Annotated in this window: 22 protein-coding genes and 1 pseudogene; 12 read left to right on the forward strand and 11 right to left on the reverse strand. The window is 48.8% G+C overall.

The features are described from left to right. Positions 1–11 precede the first annotated feature (11 nt). Both EL633_RS23850 and EL633_RS23855 read right to left on the reverse strand, forming a co-directional pair. Positions 12–878, reverse strand: a complete 867-nt coding sequence (locus EL633_RS23850; RefSeq protein ID WP_161982388.1) for a carbohydrate ABC transporter permease — start codon at positions 876–878, stop codon at positions 12–14. Continuing rightward, positions 878–1,894, reverse strand: coding sequence for an ABC transporter permease (locus tag EL633_RS23855; protein ID WP_126629796.1), 1,017 nt, complete (start codon positions 1,892–1,894; stop codon positions 878–880). The genes EL633_RS23850 and EL633_RS23855 overlap by 1 nt, the downstream gene beginning before the upstream one ends. Before the next feature lie 385 nt (positions 1,895–2,279). Between EL633_RS23855 and EL633_RS23860 the strand changes: the two genes are divergently transcribed. Then, on the forward strand, positions 2,280–3,347 hold the full coding sequence (locus tag EL633_RS23860) for a LacI family DNA-binding transcriptional regulator (protein ID WP_161982389.1): 1,068 nt from the start codon (positions 2,280–2,282) through the stop codon (positions 3,345–3,347). 20 nt (positions 3,348–3,367) lie between these two features. On the opposite strand, the gene EL633_RS23865 is transcribed toward EL633_RS23860, so the two are convergent. The 3 genes from EL633_RS23865 to EL633_RS23875 form a co-directional block, all read right to left on the reverse strand. After that, the gene (locus EL633_RS23865; RefSeq protein ID WP_126629798.1) at positions 3,368–3,793 is read right to left on the reverse strand and encodes a uridine kinase family protein; all 426 of its coding nucleotides are present in this window, start codon (positions 3,791–3,793) and stop codon (positions 3,368–3,370) included. Between the two features lie 64 nt (positions 3,794–3,857). Next, the gene (locus EL633_RS23870) at positions 3,858–4,841 is read right to left on the reverse strand and encodes an alpha/beta fold hydrolase (RefSeq protein ID WP_126629799.1); all 984 of its coding nucleotides are present in this window, start codon (positions 4,839–4,841) and stop codon (positions 3,858–3,860) included. A 35-nt stretch (positions 4,842–4,876) separates the two neighbouring features. Further along, positions 4,877–5,362 carry a MarR family transcriptional regulator gene (locus EL633_RS23875; protein WP_126629800.1) on the reverse strand — a complete coding sequence of 162 codons (486 nt, stop codon included), beginning with the start codon at positions 5,360–5,362 and terminating at the stop codon, positions 4,877–4,879. A 391-nt stretch (positions 5,363–5,753) separates the two neighbouring features. Here EL633_RS23875 and EL633_RS38275 point away from each other — a divergent pair, with 391 nt between their 5' ends. After that, positions 5,754–6,281, forward strand: coding sequence for a histidine phosphatase family protein (locus EL633_RS38275; protein WP_371865597.1), 528 nt, complete (start codon positions 5,754–5,756; stop codon positions 6,279–6,281). 913 nt (positions 6,282–7,194) lie between these two features. Here the strand turns inward: EL633_RS38275 and EL633_RS23885 are convergent. Then, on the reverse strand, positions 7,195–7,983 hold the full coding sequence (locus tag EL633_RS23885) for an alpha/beta fold hydrolase (RefSeq protein WP_126629802.1): 789 nt from the start codon (positions 7,981–7,983) through the stop codon (positions 7,195–7,197). 396 nt (positions 7,984–8,379) lie between these two features. Here EL633_RS23885 and EL633_RS23890 point away from each other — a divergent pair, with 396 nt between their 5' ends. The 3 genes from EL633_RS23890 (at position 8,380) to EL633_RS23900 (ending at position 11,865) form a co-directional block, all read left to right on the forward strand. Then, complete coding sequence (locus EL633_RS23890) at positions 8,380–8,754, forward strand: hypothetical protein (protein ID WP_126629803.1); 375 nt, start codon at positions 8,380–8,382, stop codon at positions 8,752–8,754. A gap of 477 nt (positions 8,755–9,231) precedes the next feature. Next, on the forward strand, positions 9,232–10,389 hold the full coding sequence (locus tag EL633_RS23895; protein WP_126629804.1) for a GntR family transcriptional regulator: 1,158 nt from the start codon (positions 9,232–9,234) through the stop codon (positions 10,387–10,389). Positions 10,390–10,980: 591 nt separating this feature from the next. After that, entirely contained in the window at positions 10,981–11,865 is an 885-nt protein-coding gene (locus EL633_RS23900) for a glycoside hydrolase family 12 protein (RefSeq protein WP_126629805.1), read from the forward strand. Between the two features lie 542 nt (positions 11,866–12,407). Here EL633_RS23900 and pdxR read toward each other — a convergent pair. After that, positions 12,408–13,907 carry a MocR-like pyridoxine biosynthesis transcription factor PdxR gene (pdxR, locus tag EL633_RS23905; RefSeq protein WP_126629806.1) on the reverse strand — a complete coding sequence of 500 codons (1,500 nt, stop codon included), beginning with the start codon at positions 13,905–13,907 and terminating at the stop codon, positions 12,408–12,410. Positions 13,908–14,116: 209 nt separating this feature from the next. On the opposite strand from pdxR, the gene EL633_RS23910 reads away from it, so the two are divergent. From EL633_RS23910 to EL633_RS23940, 7 genes and pseudogenes are all read left to right on the forward strand, one after another. After that, a complete protein-coding gene (locus EL633_RS23910; protein WP_126629807.1) occupies positions 14,117–14,926 on the forward strand; it encodes an MBL fold metallo-hydrolase in 810 nt (269 codons plus the stop codon). A gap of 54 nt (positions 14,927–14,980) precedes the next feature. After that, on the forward strand, positions 14,981–15,409 hold the full coding sequence (locus tag EL633_RS23915) for a PNPOx family protein (protein ID WP_126629808.1): 429 nt from the start codon (positions 14,981–14,983) through the stop codon (positions 15,407–15,409). 368 nt (positions 15,410–15,777) lie between these two features. Further along, positions 15,778–16,212 carry a DUF2867 domain-containing protein gene (locus EL633_RS23920; RefSeq protein WP_126629809.1) on the forward strand — a complete coding sequence of 145 codons (435 nt, stop codon included), beginning with the start codon at positions 15,778–15,780 and terminating at the stop codon, positions 16,210–16,212. Positions 16,213–16,396: 184 nt separating this feature from the next. Beyond that, the gene (locus EL633_RS23925; protein ID WP_218027567.1) at positions 16,397–16,555 is read left to right on the forward strand and encodes a hypothetical protein; all 159 of its coding nucleotides are present in this window, start codon (positions 16,397–16,399) and stop codon (positions 16,553–16,555) included. Between the two features lie 257 nt (positions 16,556–16,812). Then, on the forward strand, positions 16,813–16,995 hold the full coding sequence (locus EL633_RS23930; RefSeq protein ID WP_126629810.1) for a hypothetical protein: 183 nt from the start codon (positions 16,813–16,815) through the stop codon (positions 16,993–16,995). 12 nt (positions 16,996–17,007) lie between these two features. Further along, a pseudogene (locus tag EL633_RS23935) lies at positions 17,008–17,334 on the forward strand (DUF6745 domain-containing protein); the annotation flags it as partial. A 299-nt stretch (positions 17,335–17,633) separates the two neighbouring features. Next, positions 17,634–18,200 carry a recombinase family protein gene (locus tag EL633_RS23940; protein ID WP_126629812.1) on the forward strand — a complete coding sequence of 189 codons (567 nt, stop codon included), beginning with the start codon at positions 17,634–17,636 and terminating at the stop codon, positions 18,198–18,200. Positions 18,201–18,232: 32 nt separating this feature from the next. Here the strand turns inward: EL633_RS23940 and EL633_RS23945 are convergent, their stop codons facing one another. The 4 genes from EL633_RS23945 to EL633_RS23960 all read right to left on the reverse strand — a co-directional run bounded on the left by EL633_RS23945 (position 18,233) and on the right by EL633_RS23960 (position 23,805). Next, positions 18,233–18,436: a hypothetical protein gene (locus EL633_RS23945; protein WP_126629813.1), complete on the reverse strand. Its 204-nt coding sequence runs from the start codon at positions 18,434–18,436 to the stop codon at positions 18,233–18,235. A 250-nt stretch (positions 18,437–18,686) separates the two neighbouring features. Continuing rightward, positions 18,687–20,810 carry an ADP-ribosylglycohydrolase family protein gene (locus EL633_RS23950; protein ID WP_126629814.1) on the reverse strand — a complete coding sequence of 708 codons (2,124 nt, stop codon included), beginning with the start codon at positions 20,808–20,810 and terminating at the stop codon, positions 18,687–18,689. Positions 20,811–20,959: 149 nt separating this feature from the next. Further along, positions 20,960–22,825: a carbohydrate-binding protein gene (locus EL633_RS23955; protein ID WP_126629815.1), complete on the reverse strand. Its 1,866-nt coding sequence runs from the start codon at positions 22,823–22,825 to the stop codon at positions 20,960–20,962. A 71-nt stretch (positions 22,826–22,896) separates the two neighbouring features. Next, positions 22,897–23,805, reverse strand: a complete 909-nt coding sequence (locus tag EL633_RS23960; protein WP_126629816.1) for a carbohydrate ABC transporter permease — start codon at positions 23,803–23,805, stop codon at positions 22,897–22,899. Between the last annotated feature and the right edge of the window lie 14 nt (positions 23,806–23,819).

Consider the following 23,819-nt stretch of genomic DNA (forward strand, 5'->3'; position numbering starts at 1 on the left):
TTTTTTCTCCTTTATCCTTTGATGGAACCTGTTAAGACACCCTTAGTGAAATACTTTTGTAGGAATGGATAAACCAGTAGAATTGGCAGCGTCGCCAGTACTACGACCGCCATTTGGATGGTGACCTCAGGAGGCATGACCAGGCCGAGATCCGCTTCTGGTGGGCGCTGGCCTTGTAGGACGAGGAGTCGTAACACGACTGAGACAGGATTGAGATCAGGGTTATTGAGATAAATAGTGGCCTCAAAAAAGCTATTCCAGTGCTCAACCGCATAAAAAAGGCCAATCGCGGCCAGCACAGCTTTCGAGAGTGGTAGCACAATACTTGCTAGAATACGCAGATCATTGGCCCCATCCAGTTTTGCGCAATCAATCAGCTCCTGAGGAATACCCAAGAAGAATTGACGCATCACCACAACATTAAAGGCACTGACAGCGCTTGGAATAGTCAACGCCCATAAGCTATCTAACATGCCGAGCTGGCGTACTACCAGATATTTGGTGATAATACTCGGGCTGATAAGCAAGGTGAGCAGAACGATCCACAACATACATGTATGACCAGGTGTCTGACGGCGGCTCAATGCATAGGCTGTGGTAACAGTGATAAAGAGGCTGACAGCTGTTCCCACAATCGTGACAAATGTGCTGATACCCAGGCCCTGAACTATATTGCCACTGCTCAGAACCCAGCGAAAAGCGTCGAGTGTTGGGTGCGCTGGAAAGATAATCAGGCTATTTCTCGCAACATCTTGATCGCTCGAAAAGCTCACAGCCAGGATGTAGACAAACGGGAAGAGCATCATCAGGACCAGGACGATCATCACCATCGTCAGAAGGACTTGCACTGCAATGTTTGGTTTTTCCCACGTAGGCATTAATAGAGACCTTCCTCTCCCATTTTTTTCGCAACACTATTGGCGGTAAAGATCAACAGTGCCCCGACAATAAGCTTGATCAGCCCAACGGTGGCTGCAAAACTCCAATCACCATTGACCAGACCACGATCATAAACAAATGTGTCGATAACCTCAGACATGTTGAGTCCGACCGCGCCACGCTGCAGAAAGATCTGCTCAAAACCTGTGCTCAGGATGCTCCCAATGCGCAAAATAAAGAGCAGGATAATAACGCCTCGAATTCCTGGTAACGTAACATGCCACAAACGATGCCAGCGACTGGCTCCATCCACAGCCGAAGCCTCATACAGGGTTGGATCAATTGATGTCAGGGCGGCCATAAAAAGAACGGTACTCCAACCAGTCTCTTTCCATATCACTTGCAGCACAAGCATGGGCCTGAACAATAGTGAGTTAGACATCAGGTTTACTGGTTGTCCACCCAGGCCAGTGATGAAATGATTGAGAAAGCCATCTCCCCCGAAGATCTGTTGCCAGACGCTAATGATAATTACCCAACCAATAAAGTGAGGGAGATACACAACACTTTGCACAAAACGCTTGAAGCGCTCACTTACCAGGGCATTGAGCATGAGCGATAAAACAATGCCAATTGGAAAAGCAAAAACAATCTGTAAAAAACTGATCAGAAGCGTATTCTGGATAACACTACCGATCATTGGATCGGTGAAGAGACGTTGAAAATTGGCAAATCCAATCCAGGGACTTCGAAAAATACCAAGGTACGGTGAAAATTCCTGGAACGCAATGACATTTCCCAGCAGAGGAATATAATTGAATGCCAAAAAGTAGAGAAAGCCAGGAAGGAACAATAGATACACCCAGCGCTCCCGCCAGAGAGTTCTCCAGAAATAAGGGGCGTTTTTTACGCGGCGTGGAGAGGCTGGAGGTTTGCTTGCTGCCCCCTTAGGAGCTGAAATAGAAGTGTTCCTTTGCCTACCCGGTACCAACGTCACTGCAATTTTCTCGGCCATACGTACTTCCTCCATGTCAAAAGTCACCGTTGCCTGTGATGCTGCTTAATAGACATTTTCTACAATTTAGTCTGGGTAACCAGACAGGTAGCAGTATGTCGTTTGAACGCAAGCATCTCTAATAACAATCGTTGTATTCGTGGTGAATGCCGTCATGGCATTACCATGTCAGGATGCAGTTCAGTAAGGTTCTCTGCTGCAATATTTGCAATATTTATGCAGGTATATATAGAAAATATGGCTATTTATCCCTGCTTTTGCAAATATTACCATGCACATACGTAAAATTCAACGCTTTTATTGCGAATATGTTGCGAAATCCTCTTGCAATTTCGCGTTTTTATTGGTATACTCTTGCAAAGAGTTGCGAACATTGGGAGATTTTATGAGAGAAACCTATAACTTACCACGTACACGTTCCGGACAGCGTATCACTATGCGTGATATTGCTGATGCCGCGCAAGTTTCTGTGAGTACGGTTTCACGTGTTCTGAATAATAACGAAGGAATCAGTCAAAGCGTGCGTGAACATGTACTGGCGGCCGCAAGAGGTATGGGGTGTGAGTTTGAACTTCCTCGTTATCGGGGAGACAATCAGCTTACGCGTATCCATCTCTTTATCAGCACTCATATGACCAGTGATTCCTTTCATTCAGATGTTGTTGCGGGAATCGAAGAGGAATGTCGCCGCAACGGGGTTCAACTCAGTTATACTGTGACCCCCCCTGGCAAAGAAGGGGAAATGCTGGCGATGGAGCAGGTCAAGCGTCATCGAGAAGATGGATTGATCTTTGTTTCTCAGGACAATCGTACTTTCCTTGAGGACGTGGCAAAGCTGAATTTCCGCATAGTTTTAATAAATGCAGAGCATGAGGGACTTCCTATCGACCTGTTTGTGCACGACAATTGGTCCGGAGTCCTGGAAGCCATGAATCATTTGATTGCCCATGGACATCGTTCTATTTTACACCTCACAGGGGCACCTCAACGCAGTACGCTGCATCGCAGACATCAAGCCTATCGTACCGCCTTAGAAACGGCTGGTATTGTGTATGATCCACGCCTGGTTGTCCATATGAACATCAGTCTAGAAGAAGCATATCAATGGATGAAAGAATACCTTGAGTCCCAGCGTCCACAATTTACCGCCATCTTTTGCACAAATGACTATTGCGCGATTGGAGCGATGCGTGCGCTACAAGAAGCAAACATACGTATACCCGAGGATATATCAGTTGTCGGCTATGGCGATAATCCCATGGCTGCCTTTGCCGTCCCACCATTGACTTCCGTCCACATTGAGCGTGGTGAAGTAGGAAGGATGGCGGCTCGCCGCTTGATTGAACGAGCCGCATCACCTCAGCTCTCACCCATTCACGTCCGACTCTACGCCCGCTTTATTTCTCGGCAATCGGTTGGCACACCAGGGATCTCATCTTTGAGTGTGGAGTAAAGTGTTTTTGACTATACCTGTCAATGGCTAGCCAGGTGGGAGTTGCCCATTCCACGGTTTCCCGCTGGTTGAATGCTGGCTCGTTCCCAGAAGCAATAAAAAACCGCTGACAGATCGTAAGGACGTGTGCCATTGATGACCAGGTCGACCTTTTGTTCTGGGTGTTCACGCTCAATATACTCATCCTCGCTCGCTATCCATTCCTCCCACTGGCGACGAGCAGTTTCCCCATCACGTTCAAGGTCTCGAAGCACCCGCTCCTGGCGCGGCGTTTCAATCCAGATCGCGAATGTCAGGTAGGGTCGAAAAGCTTCTCTTGATGAAGAGACTCCCTCAAGGAGAAGATACTCGGTGGGTTGTAATTCGTGCCACTCCTCCAGGTGTTTTGTGCCCCAATCATAGCGTTGATAGCGTGCTGTTTCATTGAGAGAGAGTAGTTCAAGCACCTGTTTGGATACGCTGAGTTCAATTCCATCTCTTTCAAATGACGAAAGTGACGTGATTCATCTCCTATTCCTGTTCTGTTTCGTTCTCACTCTCCTGTCTATTTTTAATGTCTCGGAGGATGCTCAGAAACAAGGCAGGTTGGTCAACCATGGTCATATGTCCAGCATTTGGTATGATGTAGATCTTTTTTTCTGGGGCGTTGATTCTCTGAACATAGTCTTGAGTAAGAGCAACGGGCGTCTGCCAGTCATGTTCGCCGACAATGTAATAGAGAGGAACGTTGTATTCTGCTGGCTCTGCATTTAAATCAAAACTTCCTAAAAAGGTCATCAATTCTTTATTTGCTTTATTCCCTTTTATCAATGCAGAGAGGTCGGAGAATTGAAAAAGAGGACTGGTCAAAAGTGTTTTCAATGGGGAGACATGTGACTTGCTCGTGAGCTGATATTTCCCTTGCAGTTTGCGAAGTTGAAGCGATTTCTTCAGCCATTGCGAATCGAATTGCTTCCCTGGATAGTCACCAAGAGCTTCAAGCTTTTTCAGATCGCCCTGATCGTTTGCCTGGACAATGGCCTGCTTCACTTTTGCATAGATGAGACGCTCGCTTGCACGTTTATGAATCACTTGTCCTACTCCAATATAATAGGCAACTTCTTCTGAATGGCCGTTGATAAAAAGGCTCCCTAAAACACTTCCCCAGGAATGACCAAGGAGCACGATTTTCTGTTTGTGATATCTGTTCTTGAGGTAGTGAACAATTTCCAAGACATCCTGGAGGAGCACATCAAGAGTCGGATAGTTCTCCGGATTCTTCGTCAGCGTTTTTCCCGTCCCCCGTTGGTCCCAATGGATCACGGTAAACAGATCCTCCCATGTTTCTTGAAAAGCGTGGGCAAACAGGGACGCTGCACTTCCAGGTCCACCATGCAAAAACAGCAAGACTGGATTTTCATCGGTTGTTCCAGAATGAAACAGATACTGATAAATTCCGTTGATCAGGACATATTCCTCAACACCCATGGTTTTTTTTGACTTCTTTTTCAGCATGATCATCCCCCTATTAAACAGCATCTTTCCTTATTTCAAAGCGCGCGATTGCGCCGGAGCGCATCGCGCCGTTTCTCCCATTCTTTATGGAGGGCGGGTATTTGCTCGGATAAGAACTCGGCAAGTGCGGCGGCTTCTTCTAACAGAGAGATGCGCGGATCTTGCCCCTCGTCCTTCAAAGCATTTAGACCTTCACGGAAAAGGGCAGCCTGCTCCTGGTAAACAGTCGCGTCAAATCCTTTCCCCTCAATACCAGCTGGATTGAGACTGATTGCATCGCTTCGTTGGCCGGCAGCGCGAGTTCGGTTGACAAAGTGGTAATTCTCCAGTGTCTGGACCGCACCAGCAATGGCGCTGCGGCTCGCCATGAGCGCATCAGCAAGCTCGTTCATGGACTGCTTCTCGGGAACACAGACGAAGAGATAGCCAAGCAGCCGACCGACCATGGGAGGAAAACCATACCGCAGGGTGTAAAAATGTCTGATGTGGTCTGCATACTGTAACTGCTCATCCTTATTCATACGAACAAAATACCTTTCCTCAATTTTTCTCTTTTCCTGAAGAAGTTTTTCTTCATCTCGAACAGAGAGCCCGCTTCTAGATGGAGCGTTCCAGTTCGCTGATATGGAGTGATCTCCCTCCCACATATGATAACACAAATAACAGAAATGTCAAAAATGTTTGTTATTTGTGGTCATTCTCAAGGAAACGGTAAGGAGCAAAGAGATGCAGCCAGTGATTTGCAAGTTTTTTTGCAATGGATACTGCACATCTGTGCCAAGCATCACTTGGCCGGATCTGTACTGTGTACATAAATGCTCCCGACCAACGACAATCATATCTAAATGTACTCAGCTAGCATTCAGGTATAATTGTTTCAAGCGTTTTTTAAATTGAGAGAGGGAGCATACCATAGATGACTCACTTGTATTTTATCCGCCATGGGGAAGCAATGAGCGCGAGAGCTGGGCGCAATTCATGTTGCGCGTGAGAACAGCATTGGATCGAATTGTGCGAGAGCATGAGGGAAAAACTATTGTTCTTGTTTGTCACGGTGGCGTGATTGACGGATCGTTTCTCCACTTCATTCATATGGATGAATGGGAACTTCCCCCAACACGTTCTTCTACACGCAATACAGCGATAACACACTGGAAAAAAGGCAGTGAGGGCAATACAGGGGAGCATTGGCAGTTGGTAAAGCATAACGATGGGTTCCATTTGCAAGATATCGGCACATCCACACACATCCCACGGAAACAGCTCTTGGCCCAGCCTACATCAGATGGGGATCGGCCCTCTGTACGCGTTCCAACAAGGAGCAATGAAAAGGAACAGTACCGTGCCGATGCTGCTCCGTTCATTCAACAAGAAGTACGATCATACGATTCAATATATCGATGCAGCTTGCCTCCTAGAGGCAATAGATCTCCTGGTTAGAAAACCTTGAAGTATAGTTATGCCACTTTGGTCGCAAAGAACATTCCTCGTGGCGCTGGCGATCCATCGTCACGTGGTCCACCTAGCCAGTGTGCTCGTCAAGACTTCGGCACCATTGGATCTGGCAACTTCTGCAAGAAACTGCTCAGTGTGAAAATACCCGTAGGCACAAGAACGTCCAGTCAGTAAACCGAGGGCATCACCTGTGTAACCGCGTAAGTCCCAAGTACACGAGAGTCCAACCACTCCAAGAAAAAGCAAAGTACGCAAGAGGCTCAGACACGATGAAGAAGTGAGGTGAGCAAGACGTGAAACATCCTGAGAAGCACAGGAGGAAAGAGCTGTGTCTAAGGTTTCCAGCAATCCTGTCTCGTGTGCAGCGGCGACAAGCAACAATGCACCTGCATCCTCTTGCCTTTAGGATTCCTGTGAAGAACAGGGTGTTTGCTGTTTTTTTCAGACGTCCAACGTGATTACCGATGCCCAATTGGGCACAGACACGATTGAGCTGGCCGCTACTCACCTGGATGCCGAATTGTTCTTGCAATGCCGCTTGCACCTCTCGGCTTGACGTTTGTGGAGCACTATGGCAGAAAGCCCGCAACCATTGGAGAACGACTTCTCTATCTATGGGTCAGCGATCATCACCAAAAGTGTGCCAGATCCCGATATGAGCAGGTTTTGCCCTCCGACGTGAGCACGTGCCCTCCCACATAAGCACAGGTACAGGCCACACTTGCTCACTTGGTAGGGTATTTACTAATGCCCACCTTTTGGGAAAGAAAGTGACAAAGCGTGAGATTCGCGTCTTTGCCACTTTCGCTCCTGTTTCGCTTGTTCACTAATGCGCAGGGTTTCCCAACGGTATCCAATTCGGGATGACTCACGTCTATAGCATGAATGGAGGGGCAAATCAGGAAAGGAAGGAGGTAATGATTGGAAGCAGGAGCGCGGGTTGGAAGACGATATTATAGTGTGTGGCGTGGGGAAGGATAGCAAGTTGGGATGGGATAAGGTTCTCCCCGTTCCAGCCTGCGTCTTTTTGACCACCACCGAGCAGGCGAAAAAATTCTGCGGCATGAGATGGCGGGAAGCTATCGGAATCACCAGCGATGATGAGAGTAGGAGCGGTAATGGTTGGGATAAGGTCGGTCCAATCGTAATCCTGGCTCAAGGCTTGTGTCATGCTCGCGACAAATCTGGCGAAGTCTTCCGGTCTGGGAGCAACCTTCTGATATTCTTCGTACATGGGAGTGCCAATGAACTGTTCGGGAGCCATAGAGGACATGCCTTGTTGAATTTCAGGATACCAGGCACTTCGTTTGAAGGCTGTGGAGATGACGACAAGTTTGTTGACACGCTCACGATGGCGGATCGCTGTCTGGATGGCGACATCTGCGCCAAGCGAATAGCCAAGCATATCTGCTTTTGGGAACCCTAAATACTCGATGAGTCCGGCGATATCGTCTGCCATATCCTCAATGCGGATCGGTCGGTCTGTCAGAGGAGTGCGACCATGCCCGTAGAGGTCCACACCGATGATCTGATAGTTCTCGATGAGGTCGGAGGAGATGGCGTTGAGCATAGTAAAGGAACCCATGCCACCGTGGAGCATGATGAATGGAGTGCCAGTGCCGTGAATTTCGTAGTAGAGATTGATACCATTTATGGGAGCGTGTTTTCCAATGACGTTCCTTGACATTGATAGGTTTTCCTTTCATCGTGGAGATTCTGTTTCTCTCATGAATAGACGAAACTCTCTTCAATTTTTCACATTGCCTCCACTCCTATGCACGCAATGGTATCGAAGTTGGAAAAAACGTGAACGAAAAATGGTATGATCCCGCTTCCGGGACCCATCAAAAGACGGTTTTATTTACATCTCTTCATTCTAGCACACGAGATGGGCAGTAGTGTGCCCAGCTACGTTTGTCCCCGTGCTCAATATTGAGGGCATCTGCTCACGTTGGAGATCTGTCTCACTTTTGGTGATGCCGTTCGCTTGCTTTCATAGAAATTTTGAGATAAATTTCCGCTTGACGCATTAATGGATCGTTCTACAGCAAGAAAAGATATTTGTAGAAGGATCCTGATAGAGATGGAAGTAAAGCAAGTTGTTGCCCTCACGAAAGGACTCACCATCACGGAGACCAAGACGAATGATGGTACGCCTACCCTTGCTGCCCAATCTGTGGCACACCATCCACACGGGAATACACAGGTTTCGGCTCTGTTACAAGGACAATGGTACGATGGCGTAGCAGAGACCTTTCATGGTGATGAGACGGTGGCTGCTGGCTATCTGCGCGCTATACAGCGCTCCCCTGCTCTGATCGGCTGTAGTGTAAGAAACTGGTCAGCCAAAGCCGGAGAGCCTTCTCAGACGCATGGAGTGCATCATTCACCAGCATCATACGTTCCATTTTTGTTCAAACTGCCATTGCCAGAACTTTTCCGACGATTTTGGGGGTGAGGCATGCACTCTCCTCCAAAGCAACAACAAGAAAAGAGGCACCAATGGCGCGAAACACTCCAGTCTCCCCACAATGAACCCACCACGCGGCTTTGTATTGGCTCCGCGTGGTGGGTTCATTGTTTCTTTAGCCAAGACCAACCCATTCGCGTTCACGGTCTAAGTAAAAGGAAAAACAGAGGGGTGGAAAATACCAAGGCCACCTGAGCCCTTCTCAGGTAAAAGGATTCCACGCGCAATGCAATGGATATTTGAGAAAAAGTGGATACTTCTGTCTATCTTCATGCTTTGTTTTAGAACAGAGCTCATCTTTATCTCCAGACTGTTCTAAAACAATAGGCTGATTTTCAGTAAATTAAGAGATTTACATAGAAAAAAATGTGTTTTCCCAAAAATATATTGACAATTGGCTGATTTACTGGTAGTATTGTTTTAGAACACGAGAGATGCAAATGTGAAAAGTGAGTCGCTCTATTTATGGATGTGAGTATCAAAAGTATTGATGAGAATGATCTGCGGGAACCCAAACTGCGTCGTTCGAAGCAGATGAGGCGCGTGAATGCCAAAGTGGTGACGGTGTGTGAGCGTTTGCGCGTACTCGCATCAGAGTTGGGACCGGGGAGTCGTCTGCCAACAATTCGTGAACTGTGTCATACATTCAACACGTCCAGTGCAACAGTCACGACAGCTCTGGATCTGCTCGAGAATGAGCAAATTTTTTACCGTAAAGATCGTCAAGGGATTTTTGTCTCCGATTCACTCTTCAAGCGTTCGATTCATATTGTCTTTAATATTTCGATGATTGCCAGTAATGCATCCTCTCCATTCTGGTCTTTGCTCTGGGGACGGCTGGTACAGATCGCAGAGTACCGTTCAAAAACCAAAAATGAGCAGATTTCATTTCATTTTCCCTGGCATGCTATGCCACAACAACTCTCAGATGAACACATTGCTTTGCTCAATTCACCTGCTGCTGATGGCAGCTTGATCATCGGTTTTAACGCTCATACGATGGATCATGTTTCATTACTCTCTCAGCCCCATGTGGTCTTTGCGGGAGGTGGTGACTGGATGGCAAAATATGATGAGGCAGTTGCATCACGCATGGCTGCTGATGTACTCATAAGGAAGCATTGTCGGCGTATTGCATATTGGTCTGCACAGGAACAACATATCGACAACCCTTCTTTTCAGGCCTATTACTTCTATCGGGCATTAAAAGCATGTAATGTTCCCGTCGACCTTCCCTTGTTTCGCTCTATTTCTGATATGACCACCCCAATGCGTCGCTCACTGACCTACCAGGAACGAGGATACCTGTTGGTGAAGGAAATATTTGGCTCCTCTCACATGGAAAAGCCTGATGGGATCTATATCGCTGATGACCTGGTAACCGATGGTGCACTGGTAGCCTTTGATGAGTTGGGAATACATATTGGAAGAGATGTTGAAATTGTCTCGATCTCAAATGTTGACTCACCCATTCTCTTTGGACGTACACAGCATATGACATTGTTAGAGCAGGATCCTGAAAGTCTTGTCAAAGCAATGTTTTCGTTGTTGGAATCTTTGATGAATGGTGAACACCCAGATGCGAACACCAGCTATGTTCCACCTCGCCTGCGAGAAGGATAGAGACCACCACTCAATGGCCTCTTTCATTCACGCATAAAAAAGATCAATCTTGTTCTTCATACCATATACGTTCATCCAGCGTGTTTATAGACGGTTATCCAGATGACCATTTGTAAGGTGTTCAGTACATGTATAGATGAATCTGTGCCCGGTCGTAGGTGATGGATGATAGGTGTCCGCAGAATGACTGCTTTTTTCATACGGCAGAGGAACATATTTCCTGTGGGATCAAGAACAACGTCTACATCAACCTTTAAGAAGGGAAGATACGGGTGACAACCGAGAAAGACGTCACTGCACGTCATGGACAGACAGCATGCACCTTTGTCTAAAAAAAGAGGGAATCCCCTTCAACTCGAAACGGTATTCCCTCTCTCTCAATATTCTTTTTGTGATAAGAGAGCTTTGCGAGGAATCGCATCGCTGGTTTCTCCTAGAAGCCTGGGCTTTCTTTGCCTGTCAATACCCCCAGGCTCGTATGGACTCAATAACACAGGAAAGGAGGATGTTCAGGGAAGGATAGGCACATACAATGTTGTATATCGTTCCATCATAGATGGAACAAAAGATGACAGAAAGGATTCTGTTGCGATGATTTTTACATCTGGTAGAGCAGCGTTGGCACACAAACGTACGTCTGTATGGTGGTATGGAACACGCTTCTTTCTCGTCAGTTGTCTGGCCATGGTGATTGCTCTTGTCTTCGCTCCCGGAGCGGCGTTTGCTGAGACGAAATACGGTGTGAACGACACTATTGCGTTCAGTAAGTACTTTGTTCAAAACAATCAGTGGGGAAATCAGTACAATGGCTGGGGGAGTGGCTCTCAAACGATCAGTCATGATAGCAGCCAGGACAGTTCAGGCGCCTGGTCAGCTTCATTCAACTGGTCAAACGTGCTCTCTGACGACGCCTGGCATATCAAGGCCTGGCCCAGTATCGTTGATGGTTGGCAATGGGGAGCCTGGTCCGCCAATACCGACTTGCCCGTGAAACTGTGGGATAACAAAGACATCACCACCAGCTGGCATTTCAGGACTGATGGGGGCAGTTCCTATCGGGCTGATGTCGCCTATGATCTCTGGGTGCACAATCTCGATGTTGATACCTACTGGCCCACGGACGAGATTATGATCTGGCCCTGGTACACGGATGAAGATACAGGTGCCCGCAGTGGGACCTATGTTGGAACCTTATCCGCGAATGGAGCCAACTGGGATCTCTACAAGTCATGGAGTTCCAATTCACAGAGCCCATATGGTGGTTGGACCTTCTGGAAATTCATCCGTCAGGAGAAAACGACCCAACTCGACAACCTCAACATCAAAGATTTTTTGATGTACCTGCAATGGAGCCTGCCAAACACATCGGATCGTATATCTCATGCGCTCAGCCTCACAGGTATCCAGGCGGGGAGCGAGATCTGGTATGGTAATGGCACCTTCTCTACCGACTCGTATAGCGTTAACATTTCCTGAGCATCCATACCGCCCTGGATCTCATTTGTGGCCCCCTTTTCCTCTCCCACTCAGGAAAAGGGGGTCTGACTCATGCGAAAAAAGAACGGGAGAAAATTTTCTTTGCGCTGCAGAACAATAGAGTAATTTCTACAATCAAGTGAGGCCACATGAAGGACCAGGCAATTGTTCTCCTGATCAGTTTGCTTCTGAACATGAGCTTCCTTTGGCTCCTTCTATCTCCTTCGTGGAGTGTTCAAAATTTCGAGGATTGGACAATTTTTTCTTGTCGAATCCCCTCTCTCTCGCCATGCACCATTTATTACAAAAACACTCCCTACAAATCCTCCACCACCACGATGAATAGGACCTGGATGTGACGTATATAAGAAAATCATACCACAGTGTACGAGCCAGTACACCACGCACTCTATCCTGGGGACGCTAGTGATTGTCATTACTCAGGAAACCACTTGCCTGAAAAAGCTAGCTTGACGCAACCAGCGGCTTGCCACCGAAGCGATCCACACGTGTGCCCGTGATCGGGTTCACATGCCGCGTGGTCAGAGGTCTTCAAGCGCCGCTTGAAGTCGTTCTACCTCGTGAGGGATAGTCTCTTCGTTCGTGCTGGCGTAGCCAAAGACCAGTCCCCCGCGAGATAGCGGCTCCAAGCTATAGGTGGAGATGGGTAGGACCTGAATATTTACCTGCGCGGCAAGACGAGCGGCGCGCCGATCATCTTTTCTAGGTGGGAGCCATCCAACCAGATGCATCCCAACGTCGGGAGCTTGCACTTCGAGCACACTACCCAGATGGGCTTGCAATTCGTGGTAGAGCAGACCGCGAAGCTTCTGGTAATGGTGACGCATATGACGCAGATGGCGCGCATAATGGCCCTCGCGCAGAAAGTCGAATAGCGCCATCTGCTCCAGCAGAGGAAGGTGTATATCGAGTGAGCGCCGCATGAGCAGGAGAGGCTCCATCAGTGAAGGAGGCACAATGAGGTAACCCAGGCGTAGTGCGGGAAAGAGCATTTTACTAAAGGTGCCGATATAGAGTACCCTCCCGTCATGATCCAAGCCTTGAAGAGCCTCCAACGGGCGCTCACGAAATCGGTATTCGCTATCATAATCATCCTCCAGAATCCATGCCCCGGCCTGCCTGGCCCAGTCAAGCAGGATCATCCGGCGGGAAAGGCTCATGGTTACCCCTGTGGGAAACTGGTGTGAGGGGGTTGTGGAGACCAGGCGTGCCGACTCACACCGATCTCGCCCGATCTCTACCACGAGTCCTTGCTCATCAACAGGTACAGCAATCACGCGTGCTCCTGCGGCGAGGAGGGCGCTCCGCGCACCAAAGTAGCCAGGATTCTCCAGCCAGGCTGCCTCGCCCGGATTCAGCAGCGTGCGTGCCGCCAGATCAAGCGCTCCCTGGGAACCAGCAGTCATGATCACTTGTTCGGGGGTACAGCGTACTCCCCGTGTGATTCCAACGTGTGCGGCAATGGCCTCCCGCAGCGGAAAGTAGCCAGCAGGTGACTGGTAGTGAGCAAACGCACGCACCGACTGCCGTGCATGGCGTGCGATCAAACGCGCCCAGACCTCGTAAGGGAACAGATCAAGCCCTGGCGCGCCTCCAGAAAACGGCCCGCCAGCGTGCCCCCCCAGGTGCGAAGGCCATGGGATATCCTTGAGCGAGTCCAGGCATGAAGCCAGTGGGATGGAGGGAGTTTGACCTTCATTAGTTCGCTCTCCTTCCAGGCTCGCGATCTCGGAACGCCAAAGCGTCACTGGCAACGAGCGTGCCACGACTGTTCCCTGTCCTACGCGACTCTCCAGATAGCCCTCCAACACTAACTGTTCATAGGCCTGAGCCGTTGTCATACGCGCTACGCCCAGTTCACTGGCGAGGGTGCGTGTAGAAGGCAAACGCGCCCCACGTTCCAGTTGTCCAGTCAGGATAGCACCGCGTAAGCGCTCATAAAGTTGCTTGTAGAGCGGCACGGGTAATGTAGCATCCAGTCTGATCTCTGGCCGTTTGATGGCTCGGGCACGTCTGGACATGATTATACTCCTCCTGGTCAGCCTCTTGTGTTGTATCCATCCACTCCATTTTAAATGGCATAGATAGCTTAGCAAAAAGTGGCTCTTTTCACAAGACAATATGTACGCTATGCTTTAGCTAGAGAAATCAGGGCCAAAGCCTGAGCAGAATACTCAAAAATGAAGGAGTATCTCTCTGTTCCAGGTTGAGGCGCGAAAGGATACAACAAATGGCTGCTTGGATTTGTGCCACATGCGGTGTACAATTTGCAGAAAACGCAGAACCGCCGCACATGTGTCTCATCAGTGAAGATGAGCGCGAGTATGTTGGCGAAAAAGGACAGCAGTGGACAACGCTGGCGAAAATGCACTCCGATGGGTTCCGTAACGTCATAAGAGACCATGAGCTACACCTCACTGGCATCGGCACAGAGCCGTCCTTCGCCATCGGGCAACGTCCACTCCTCGTGCAGTCGAAGGAGGGAAACATTCTCTGGGACTGCATGGGGTACTTTGGCGATGAAGCCATCGCTGCTATTGAACAACGCGGTGGCATCAAGACAATTGCCATTTCGCACCCACACCTCTACGGCAGTATGGTTGAGTGGGCCGAACACTTTGACGCACGTATTTACCTCCATGAAGCAGACCGTGCGTGGGTAATGCGGCCAAGCGAGCGCATCACTTTCTGGTCGGGCGATACCTTGCCTTTGACGAGCGAGGCACTGCTGCTGCGCCTGGGCGGCCATTTTCCAGGCAGCACGGTGCTGCATTGGAAAAGCGGTGCAAATGGCCGGGGCTGCCTGCTCAGCGGCGATACCATCGCAGTCGCGGCAGACCGCCGCTGGGTCAGCTTTATGTATAGCTATCCGAATATGCTTCCTCTCCCAGCCTCTGAGATCAGCAGAATACGCGCTGCCATCATGCCGTACGACTTCGAGCGTTTGTATGGTGGCTGGTTTGAAAGTATTGTTGTCGAAGATGCCAAAAATGCCGTAATCCGTTCGGCGGATCGCTATCTGCGGGCTTTGGGTATGTGAGCCTTGAGCTGTTGATTGAAAGGCTATGATCTCCTAGCAAGAAGGAAGACCACTATGCAACAGAAAAACAATAAAAGATTACGCACCTTCGTCAAGCGTGCTATCAATCCCATCATGCGCAACTTCGCGTTCTCTTCGCATGGTCCATTTGCGCTTTTACGTCATGTTGGGAGAAATAGTGGAAAAACATATGAAATCCCGATGATGGTCTGGCCGGTGGAGGGGGGCTTTGTCATCGTATTAACCTATGGTCCACATGTCGACTGGCTGCGCAATCTCCAGGCCGCAAGTCATGGAAGCTTACGCTGGCATAAGCAGGAATATGTGTTTCAAAAGCCAGAATATATTGATGCATCAATCGCTCTGGCTGCGCTTCCTCCATTTATTAAACAAGTCTTAAAAAGAAACGGGGCTCGACATTTTATCAAGATCTCCAGCCAGCCGGTTACCCAGGCGTCAGACATGGCACATACACATTCTTAAATAAAAGGAAACGTCGACAAACGAATAGCAGGAGAAATTATGTATTGAACATCGGTCGGGATTGCCCGTTCAATGGACCAGGCAGGGCCATTCCCCATATCACTATCATGCCTCTGGCTTACAGTGCAGGATCACGCTCAAAGAGCACGAGATCGGCAAGCTACTCATACCTCTCGTCCGTTGACTGGGATACAGGGCAACTCGGCAAAAACAAAAAACGAGGTGGCTAGAACAATCTACTGCTTTCATCGTTGGGGCATCTTCAACGGTGTCTGGCACAGGATGACCTTCCTGGCTATAACGATTGTATTCGCTCTGCTGAAAAAAGTCGCATGTGATGAAATACGTGTGAAAGGAGAAAGGTAAAGTTGTCACATCCCATATCAAATGAGCACGTCTCAGTAGAATATAGCGATAGGTTTGAGGTTACGATCCCCAAGACAGACATGCGTACAGCCGAGCAATGGTTGCGCACCGTCTTCGAGGAGGCTCCACGCCAGGTGCGTTGGCTTCTTCTTCTAGGATGGAGGGGAGTCTTGGGCTTCCAACTTGGACCACGATTGTCGTCCGATCACATTCTCGGCTGGCGGATCGTCTCAAGGGAGATCGAAGAGGTCCATCTCGAACTGCACTCGCTACTCATGAATGCTCGACTAACCTTGCATCTTACCAGATCGACAGCCGTCTGGAGCACAAACGTCTCCTATACACATCCCCTGGCCCGGCCCATTTGGACGGCTGTCGGGGTAATCCATCGACAGATAATCCCCTATCTTCTTAGGCGTGCTGCATCCTTCACATAGCTTAACAGCGTGACCTCTGATGCTCTTTAGGGAGCGAGAGAAGAGAAATGTGATAAATTAAGAAAGCGGGAGGCTAGGATTCGTTTGTCTCAAAATACGCACCGTTCCACTCTGGTTGCCTTGTTGCTCGCGACAAAGCATCCTTCACCCATAAGAAACAAAAGAAAGGACTCGTGTGATATCCATGCTCGATCTTTCCATAGATGAACTCCTGACCACGACGCGCTCGGTGCGCAAACGTCTTGATCTCACGCGCCCAGTGGAAGCAGAGGTGATCCGCGCTGGCATTACAGGCTCCCACTACCAGCTCGGGTCAGAGCCTACACTTTATTGTGGTCACTGATTCCTCTCTATGCTATAGGTACTGAAGTGTATTCTCTTCTCGGTGGTATAAAAGAAGATGTAGCATCACGTGTGAAAGAGAATGTGAGGAACATATCATGGGCGCATGCGAGGGAATATCTGTTAAGGCTATATACAGGGGACAACACATGGGGGGATAGATGGTGGCGGGTAGAAGTAGAGTTCTGTGTATCTAATAGCGCTAATGCCTACGGATATGCCCCTAACCTTGCCTGCGCTCGCTTCTTACACGAAGTCTTGGAACGGATTCCTGAGCAACAGCTACAGGATGTGCAAGCCCCCATCGACCACATCATACAAAACAAGTATCTCAATTTGATGCGACTCAGCGAACTCGTCTGGGGGTATCAGTTGCACGACCAGGAAGCTGTGCTGGTGCGCAAGCCAGTGTTTCTGGAACGTGACGAAGAGGAACGTTAGCATAATGCATCAGGTCCATGTCTACAGTATCGCGATGGCTGGGGTTGGTATGCCTGGCATGGGGTCACGGTGCCGAAGAACATCATCCTACACCCTGAGCGCTTGACGAAACGGGACTGGATACAGCAGCGGAATGTGGAGGTACGGCATGCCATCCAGGAGCGCCTTGGCAACGAGCGTTTTGTCGAGATGATTGGCGGCAAGAAGATCGACACAGGCAGACGTGGTAAGCTCATCGAGATCAAACTGGGGTACCGCGATCCCGAGCGCGTCGCCCGCTTTGTTCAGGTCCAGGACTCCTCCACCAAGAGGCAATACTATCTGCGTGTACCCCCTTGATTAATAGCGCTGATGAAGCCATTGCCTGGACCTTTGGAATGAATGCCCAGGATTATCAGCCTGATCGGGAAACGTGAAGAGTATCCACAAGTTCTTTCATTCCTGCTTCCATCCCTTTGCTCTCAAATGCCAGACCTGTGAAACTGGTAATGAGTCTTGAAACCGTCCGTTTTCTGTGCCAATTACCTGTACTTTTCCAGGGTGACTCCGCACGATCACCGCGAGCATGAGATGTTGCTTGACGAATCTCAAAACCTCCCTCTTTGACGGGAAAGGTAAGACATAGAGAGGAGTATGTCATGAAAGTCGAGTATATTCGAGTTTCTAAACATGAGCAACATGAAGATCTCCAACGAGATACGCTCGCTGCGGCCAAGTGTGAGAAATATTTATGGACAAGCTCTCCAGAGCCACGGCGCCAGCACAAAGGCTTGGAAGAAGCGCTTGCGTATCTGCGCCCTAGAGATACGTTCGTCGTCTGGAAACTGGATCGAGCCGGACGTTCTCTTGCCCACCTCATAGAACTCCTCAAGAACCTCCAAAACCGCGAGATCTCATTTGTCAGTCTTACCGAGCAGATTGATACCACCACTCCTTCTGGCAAGCTGATCTTCCATCTGATGGCAGCCCTGGCCGATTTTGAACGGGATCTGATTCGGGAGCGCACCAACGCGGGACTAGCAGCAGCCCGAGCCAGAGGAAACGTAGGAGGCCGTCCCCGCAAGCTCCAGTCCAATGCCAAGGTAGCCCTGGCTCGTCAACTTTTTGCCTCCAAAGAGCACCCAATACCAGAAAGCTGTGCAGCCCTTGGGATCTCTCGCGCCACATTGTATCGCTACGTCAAAGAAACCGAACCTCCCGCATAATGTGCGAAATTTCTCCCACGAAATTTCAAAATCTACACCTTAAGGACTTCTTTCCCAACAAGAAAAGAGATGAAGAATATGGAGAGGAGCCAGCGTTCTTCTACTAAGATTTTTCGTGAGGCAATGCGGAGGTACAGCTTCTGCTCAAGGGAGCGATAAAAATAGTTCTGTGGGACTAACTCTTCCAGCGAGATATGCGTCATCGGAGCAAAATGCCGTTCTTTCGTTCCCATCATTGTAATAGCCCTCCTTCCGGCCTCGTCTTGCTCTCCTCCTTTCTACCACTCATTTAGGCCTTTTTCAACAGGCTGGTCCGTTCAATGAGATGTATAGGTCTATTTTTAGAGTGGTGACGCATCACCTTCGCAAGCGCGAAACTCCCTCTTGACGAATCTCAAAAGATCATTGGAAACTATGCGGCTTGGAGCTGATCACATTGGAGGCCCCTCCCCAATAATGCCTATCGAAAATACCAACGGACAGCTACTATACATCGTCTATTCGTTGTATCGTGACGCCATCACACCCCATCCTTCCTTCCTGACAAATTAAAGCAACGCCACCATCCAGTAGCGGATTTGTGTAATCTTGCACATCAAATACCTGTTGCCCATCTATCCATGCCTTGATGCTTGAACCTGTTACTTGCAAAACTATGGCATAATGACGGTCAGGTACCCAAACAAGATAGCTTTCAGCAAGCACAATTTCACCGTCAAGTACTTTAATCAAACGAACATGATTCGTCTGTCCCATCACCAGGGCATAATAACGTTGCATACCCTGCACACGTGCTCCAAGGCCAATTGCTTGTGCCATATGTGGTGTCAAAGTTGCCTTCACGCGATAATCCATCCATTCACGTGTTCCTTGAATAATCAATCCTCGTCCACTATTCTGCATAAGGCGATAGGATTCCTCAGGCCACCAGCATTCAAATTGGTCGACGCCATTTACCCATGCTCGATGCCACATCGTTCCTTTCTCCTTTGGACGAGCCAGGGTTACCTCTGGAGCGCCACTCCAGGTCAGAAAATCGAGATAGATACATCCTTGTGCCGCCTGTTCTGCTTTATATTGCAATCCTATTGCGGCTATTGGTGCACCAGCTGTATCAGGTATTCTCCACGTGATGGTGCTCTCTTCTCCCGCCGAGAGCAGAACCTTTGAGCCTGGTATCACCTTCGGTTGATCATTCGCACCATACACACGAATGAAGAGCTGACAGGTGACCGGCACATTATTTTCTTGATCGGCCAGGAGCCTGGCCTGTACGTGTTGACCTGGATAAAGGGTTGGTGAAGCCTCCAAAGAGTAACCTGGCATGTTGATTGCATCTGCTGGAATGAAGGTAGGTGTGGCAATACAAACGGGCTGATTCGCGCTTAACTCGTTGTACTGTACTGCCAGGCAACGCTGATGCATGTTCCTGGGATAGGGGACATTGGTAAGAGTGAGAGCAGAGGTCGTACTCGCTTCGAACTGAAATCCTTGTATAGATCCTGGCAATGAAAAGTGAAATCTGGCCCCTCCTTTGGGTGGCGTGAATGGGGTTTGGGTAAGTATATGAGCAGCCTTCACAAGGTGATATGTTTCATTCACGGCATCCGTAATGGCCCGTCCACCATCCGCACTGGAAATATAGAGGCGGTCCCCAAGTGGTCCACGCCAGTCAGGCCCGCTTGATAAACCACTCAGCCCGTTCTTAATCCCCAATAGGCAGCCAACATTGCCAGAGTTACAATCAGTATCCCAGCCAGAAGTGTTCACAATCATTAACGTTTTCTGGAACTGATCCTCACCATATAAGAGGGCAAGAATGATCAAGGCATGGTTGGGAATGATATGGCAATTGCCTCCATATTTGTGATACCCATATTTTTCAGCGAGAAGTAAGCGCGTCTTTCGCCAATCTGGTTCCTCACGATGCCATGCGCGGATGTCCTGAATCATCTGTGAGGTAATCGAGTCTTGAGGAATAAACGAAACTCCAACATCAAGGAGTTTATGCAGGTCGTGTTCGGTAAATGCAAGCGCCTCCATTGCGGCAAGAACCTGCGAAGCGTAAATTGCTTCTCCGTCATGGCTCACACTCGCCGCTCTTTGAGCCAGGGACGCCGCCTGCGCGGGGTTTCCTGGTGAGAGCATTCCCCATCCGTCAATGAAAATTTGTGCTCCGATCTGCTCTGCAACTTCTTTGCTATTCAGGCGGCTCGATCCACTTGCAGGCGCGATAATACCTCGCTTCAAGCGCAAATAGGCTGTGTGCTCCGTTGAGTTGCCCATTCCCCCCCACCATAATATGGTACGACCTTCAATAATATAGTTGAGCCAGGTTTGACCAATCTGGGCTGGAGTCAGATCAGGTGTGTAGGCGTAATCCTCAAGCGCTCGTACAAAGGTGAAGGTACCAGATAGATCATCATCTGTAACTATGAGGGGCACCCCCAGTTTCTCATGAACATATCCCATAATATCACCTAGCTCTGCACGAATCTTCTCGTACGTCCACCCCTCAAAAGGCCGTCCCAGATAGACGCCTATCATCTTTCCCAGAATACCAGCATAAACACGTTCAGTATAGTCATGTGGGAGTGCAAACAGTGACATAAGTATCCTTTCGTTGAATCCATGGCTTAGAGCTCTACATAGAAGGATGATAAGCGAGAGATGTACTTTCTATGCACAATACATCTCTCGCTTATCAAGTAATAAACTCCAGATTACTGCCTCAGATAAAATTTACATATTGGCAATAATTACGTATGGAGGAAGCTTACCCAATGCACATTCCCAATACTGCTCCCACCTTGAAAGACCAGATAGATGCTGTGTATCCCACTCGCCCCAGAGATGGATGTTGTTTGCGTTTTCCAATTTTGCCACCCCCCTGTTGACTGCAACGTTAATGTGCCGACAAGCGGCCCCGTTGTACTATCCAGGTGAAACTCAACCTGATCATTGGTTGCTGTTGTCAAGGTGGCAAAGCGAAGGCGTACAGTATTGACGTCAGTGCCAAAATCCACATTTTGATAGCCGAGATAGTCGCCATTATCAATAAAACCAACGTCCTGTCCCCCACCAACATCGGTACAGGCTTCGTTTTGGGTACCCGATTGGTCAGAGTAGGTGGCGGCATTGATGACATTCGACTGTGTTCCCGACCACGTGAAGGTCGCTGTAGCATCGGCTGGAAGCGTTGAGGTAAAGGATTGTCCATTCCAGGAGATCTTAAGCGTCTTACTGTTCGAGGTATCTGTGTTATGCGCAACGACAACCTTGGAGCCATCTGGATTCTTGAAAGAAGCTGCATCTATACTGCCACTGCCCTGTCCACCAATGACAACCGCACCTGGTACAATGAACTTACTGAAGTGTCCAATCTGATAATAATCCAGGGTATAATTGACGGTATTATTGGGAAGGTCAATTTGTACCAACGCGGTACAATCAGTACCGAGACCTTCTGTAGACCAGGGACCTCCATCTGGACGGAGCGCAATGTTCCAGGCAACACCTGTTCTCGACCAATTGTTCATCGAGCGCAAAAAGGTGGTGGCAGGTCTGGGGCCTGAGGCGCAGACGGGAGAACCCTCTGTCTCATAAATGTCCTTATCTGGATAGGCGTTGTGAATAGTTGACATTGCGGAAGGATCACCCGCATAATGGTGCCAGGCGGATCCTGCTACATAGCTTTTGGCCTCAGCATTACCATAAACGGTCGTTATGTAATCGGTATCGTCCCAGTTGTGATCGTACGCCAGAATCTTTGGTTTTGTATCCAACGTCGCATTGGCAATCGCTGGGCCCAGATTATTTTTGATAAAATTGGTCTCATCTGCTGCACTAAAAATCATGCCTGGATAGCCTGGAGCTGTCCCAGGCTCATTTTGTGGTGTGATCGCAAAGACGGGAATACCTTGCTGCTGATATGCCTGTAAGTATTTCACAAAATACTGGGCGTATGCGGCATAGTATTCCGTTTTTAATGTGCCGCCTCCCGATCCACTCAGGGTATTACCTGTTTTCATCCACGCAGGCGGACTCCAGGGCGTTCCCATAACCTTGACATTTGAGTTTAAGTTGATCGCCTTACTTACCAGTGGTAAGACATAACTGGCATCCTTGGCAATCGTAAATCCGGTCAAATCGGGGTCTGGGTTCCCTCCATTATCATCATAGCTATAATAATCAGACGTCTGTGGTGCAGCAATGAAATCGGATGCGCCAATAGGCTGACGGAGAAAGCTCATGCCAATCCCATCTGTGGGATTAAACAATCGCGTCATAATATCATCTTTGTACGGGCTGTTCCAGATAAGATAGGCTGATGCATCAGTCATGCTTGCACCGAACCCATCAACTGTTTGCCGAATGTCCGTTTCGTCAACGGAAACGGTTGTGTCTGCGGGAACATTGGCAGAAGACAGTTGTAGATCGGGCTGCGGCGATAACTTGGAACTCAGATTGGGAGTAGTTAACCATACCTTGACGCTCTCATTGGCAGCCGTTGCCTTGGGAACGTTGCCCATGAAGGGGAAGAAGACGGTCATCATCCCTACACACACTACGACGAGTGCGAGGAAGAGCCTTCTATGGCGGAAGAATGAACGACGTAGATTCATGTACAAACCATCTCTTTCTTTCTCAACTTCGAAAAACGAAAACAACAAGACTATCTTTCACGCTTTCTTCCTTAGTCTTTAATTCCAGTTCGGGCAAGACCCGCCACAATGTAGCGCTGGAAAAAGAAGAAAATGATCAAAAGCGGAACGATGCTGATGATGGCCCCCATAAAGATAGCTGGAAAATTGACAGCTTGCTGGGTAATAAATGTGGAGATAACCACCTGGATTGTCCACATTGAGGAGTCCTGTCCAATAACGAGAGGCCATAAAAAGCTATTCCAACTCGTCATAAAGGAGAGGAGTCCCAGTGAGAGAAAAACTGCCTGGGAGTTAGGAACGAGAATGCGCCAGAAAATACCCCAATACCCCAATCCATCTACCTGTGCCGCTTCCTCTAATTCACGGGGAAAGTCCAGAAAGTATTGGCGGAAGAGAAGAGCCGAGAACGAGCTAAAGAGTCCCGGTACAATCAACCCTTGCAATGTATTCACCCAGCCAAGGTTGGCAACAACTAAGAAGGTAGGGATAAAGGTGACTGCGCTCGGGATCATCAGGGTGAAGAGAATAAGATAAAAGAACATTTTATTCCAGCGAAACGGAACGCGGGCAAGTCCATAGCCAGCCAGTGATGCAAAGAGCATTTGACCAACGACCTGCGTAATTGCGATGATACCCGAGTTTTTCAAGCCATCAATCATAGATGCAGCATCATCGTGAAAGACATCGTACCAGCTTTGAAATTGTGGAGGAAGAGGGAACCAGATCCACCCTTCTGAGCCGCTGAACTGTTTTTCTGTGAGGAGTGCGTTACGTATAAGCAAGTAAAAAGGGAGTAAGAAAAGGAAAGCTAGAAAGAATAAAAGACCATAGAGGGCAACCGTGCGTACTGCCCGCTCAATCTGAGAGAGTTGTTTACTGTGATCGTGAGCAATGTTTCCCCTTGAAGGCGCGAATTTGGAAGATGGTAGTACTGCCATAGGAGCCTCTCCTT

Source organism: Dictyobacter alpinus (genome assembly GCF_003967575.1).
Classification (GTDB): Bacteria; Chloroflexota; Ktedonobacteria; order Ktedonobacterales; family Ktedonobacteraceae; genus Dictyobacter; species Dictyobacter alpinus.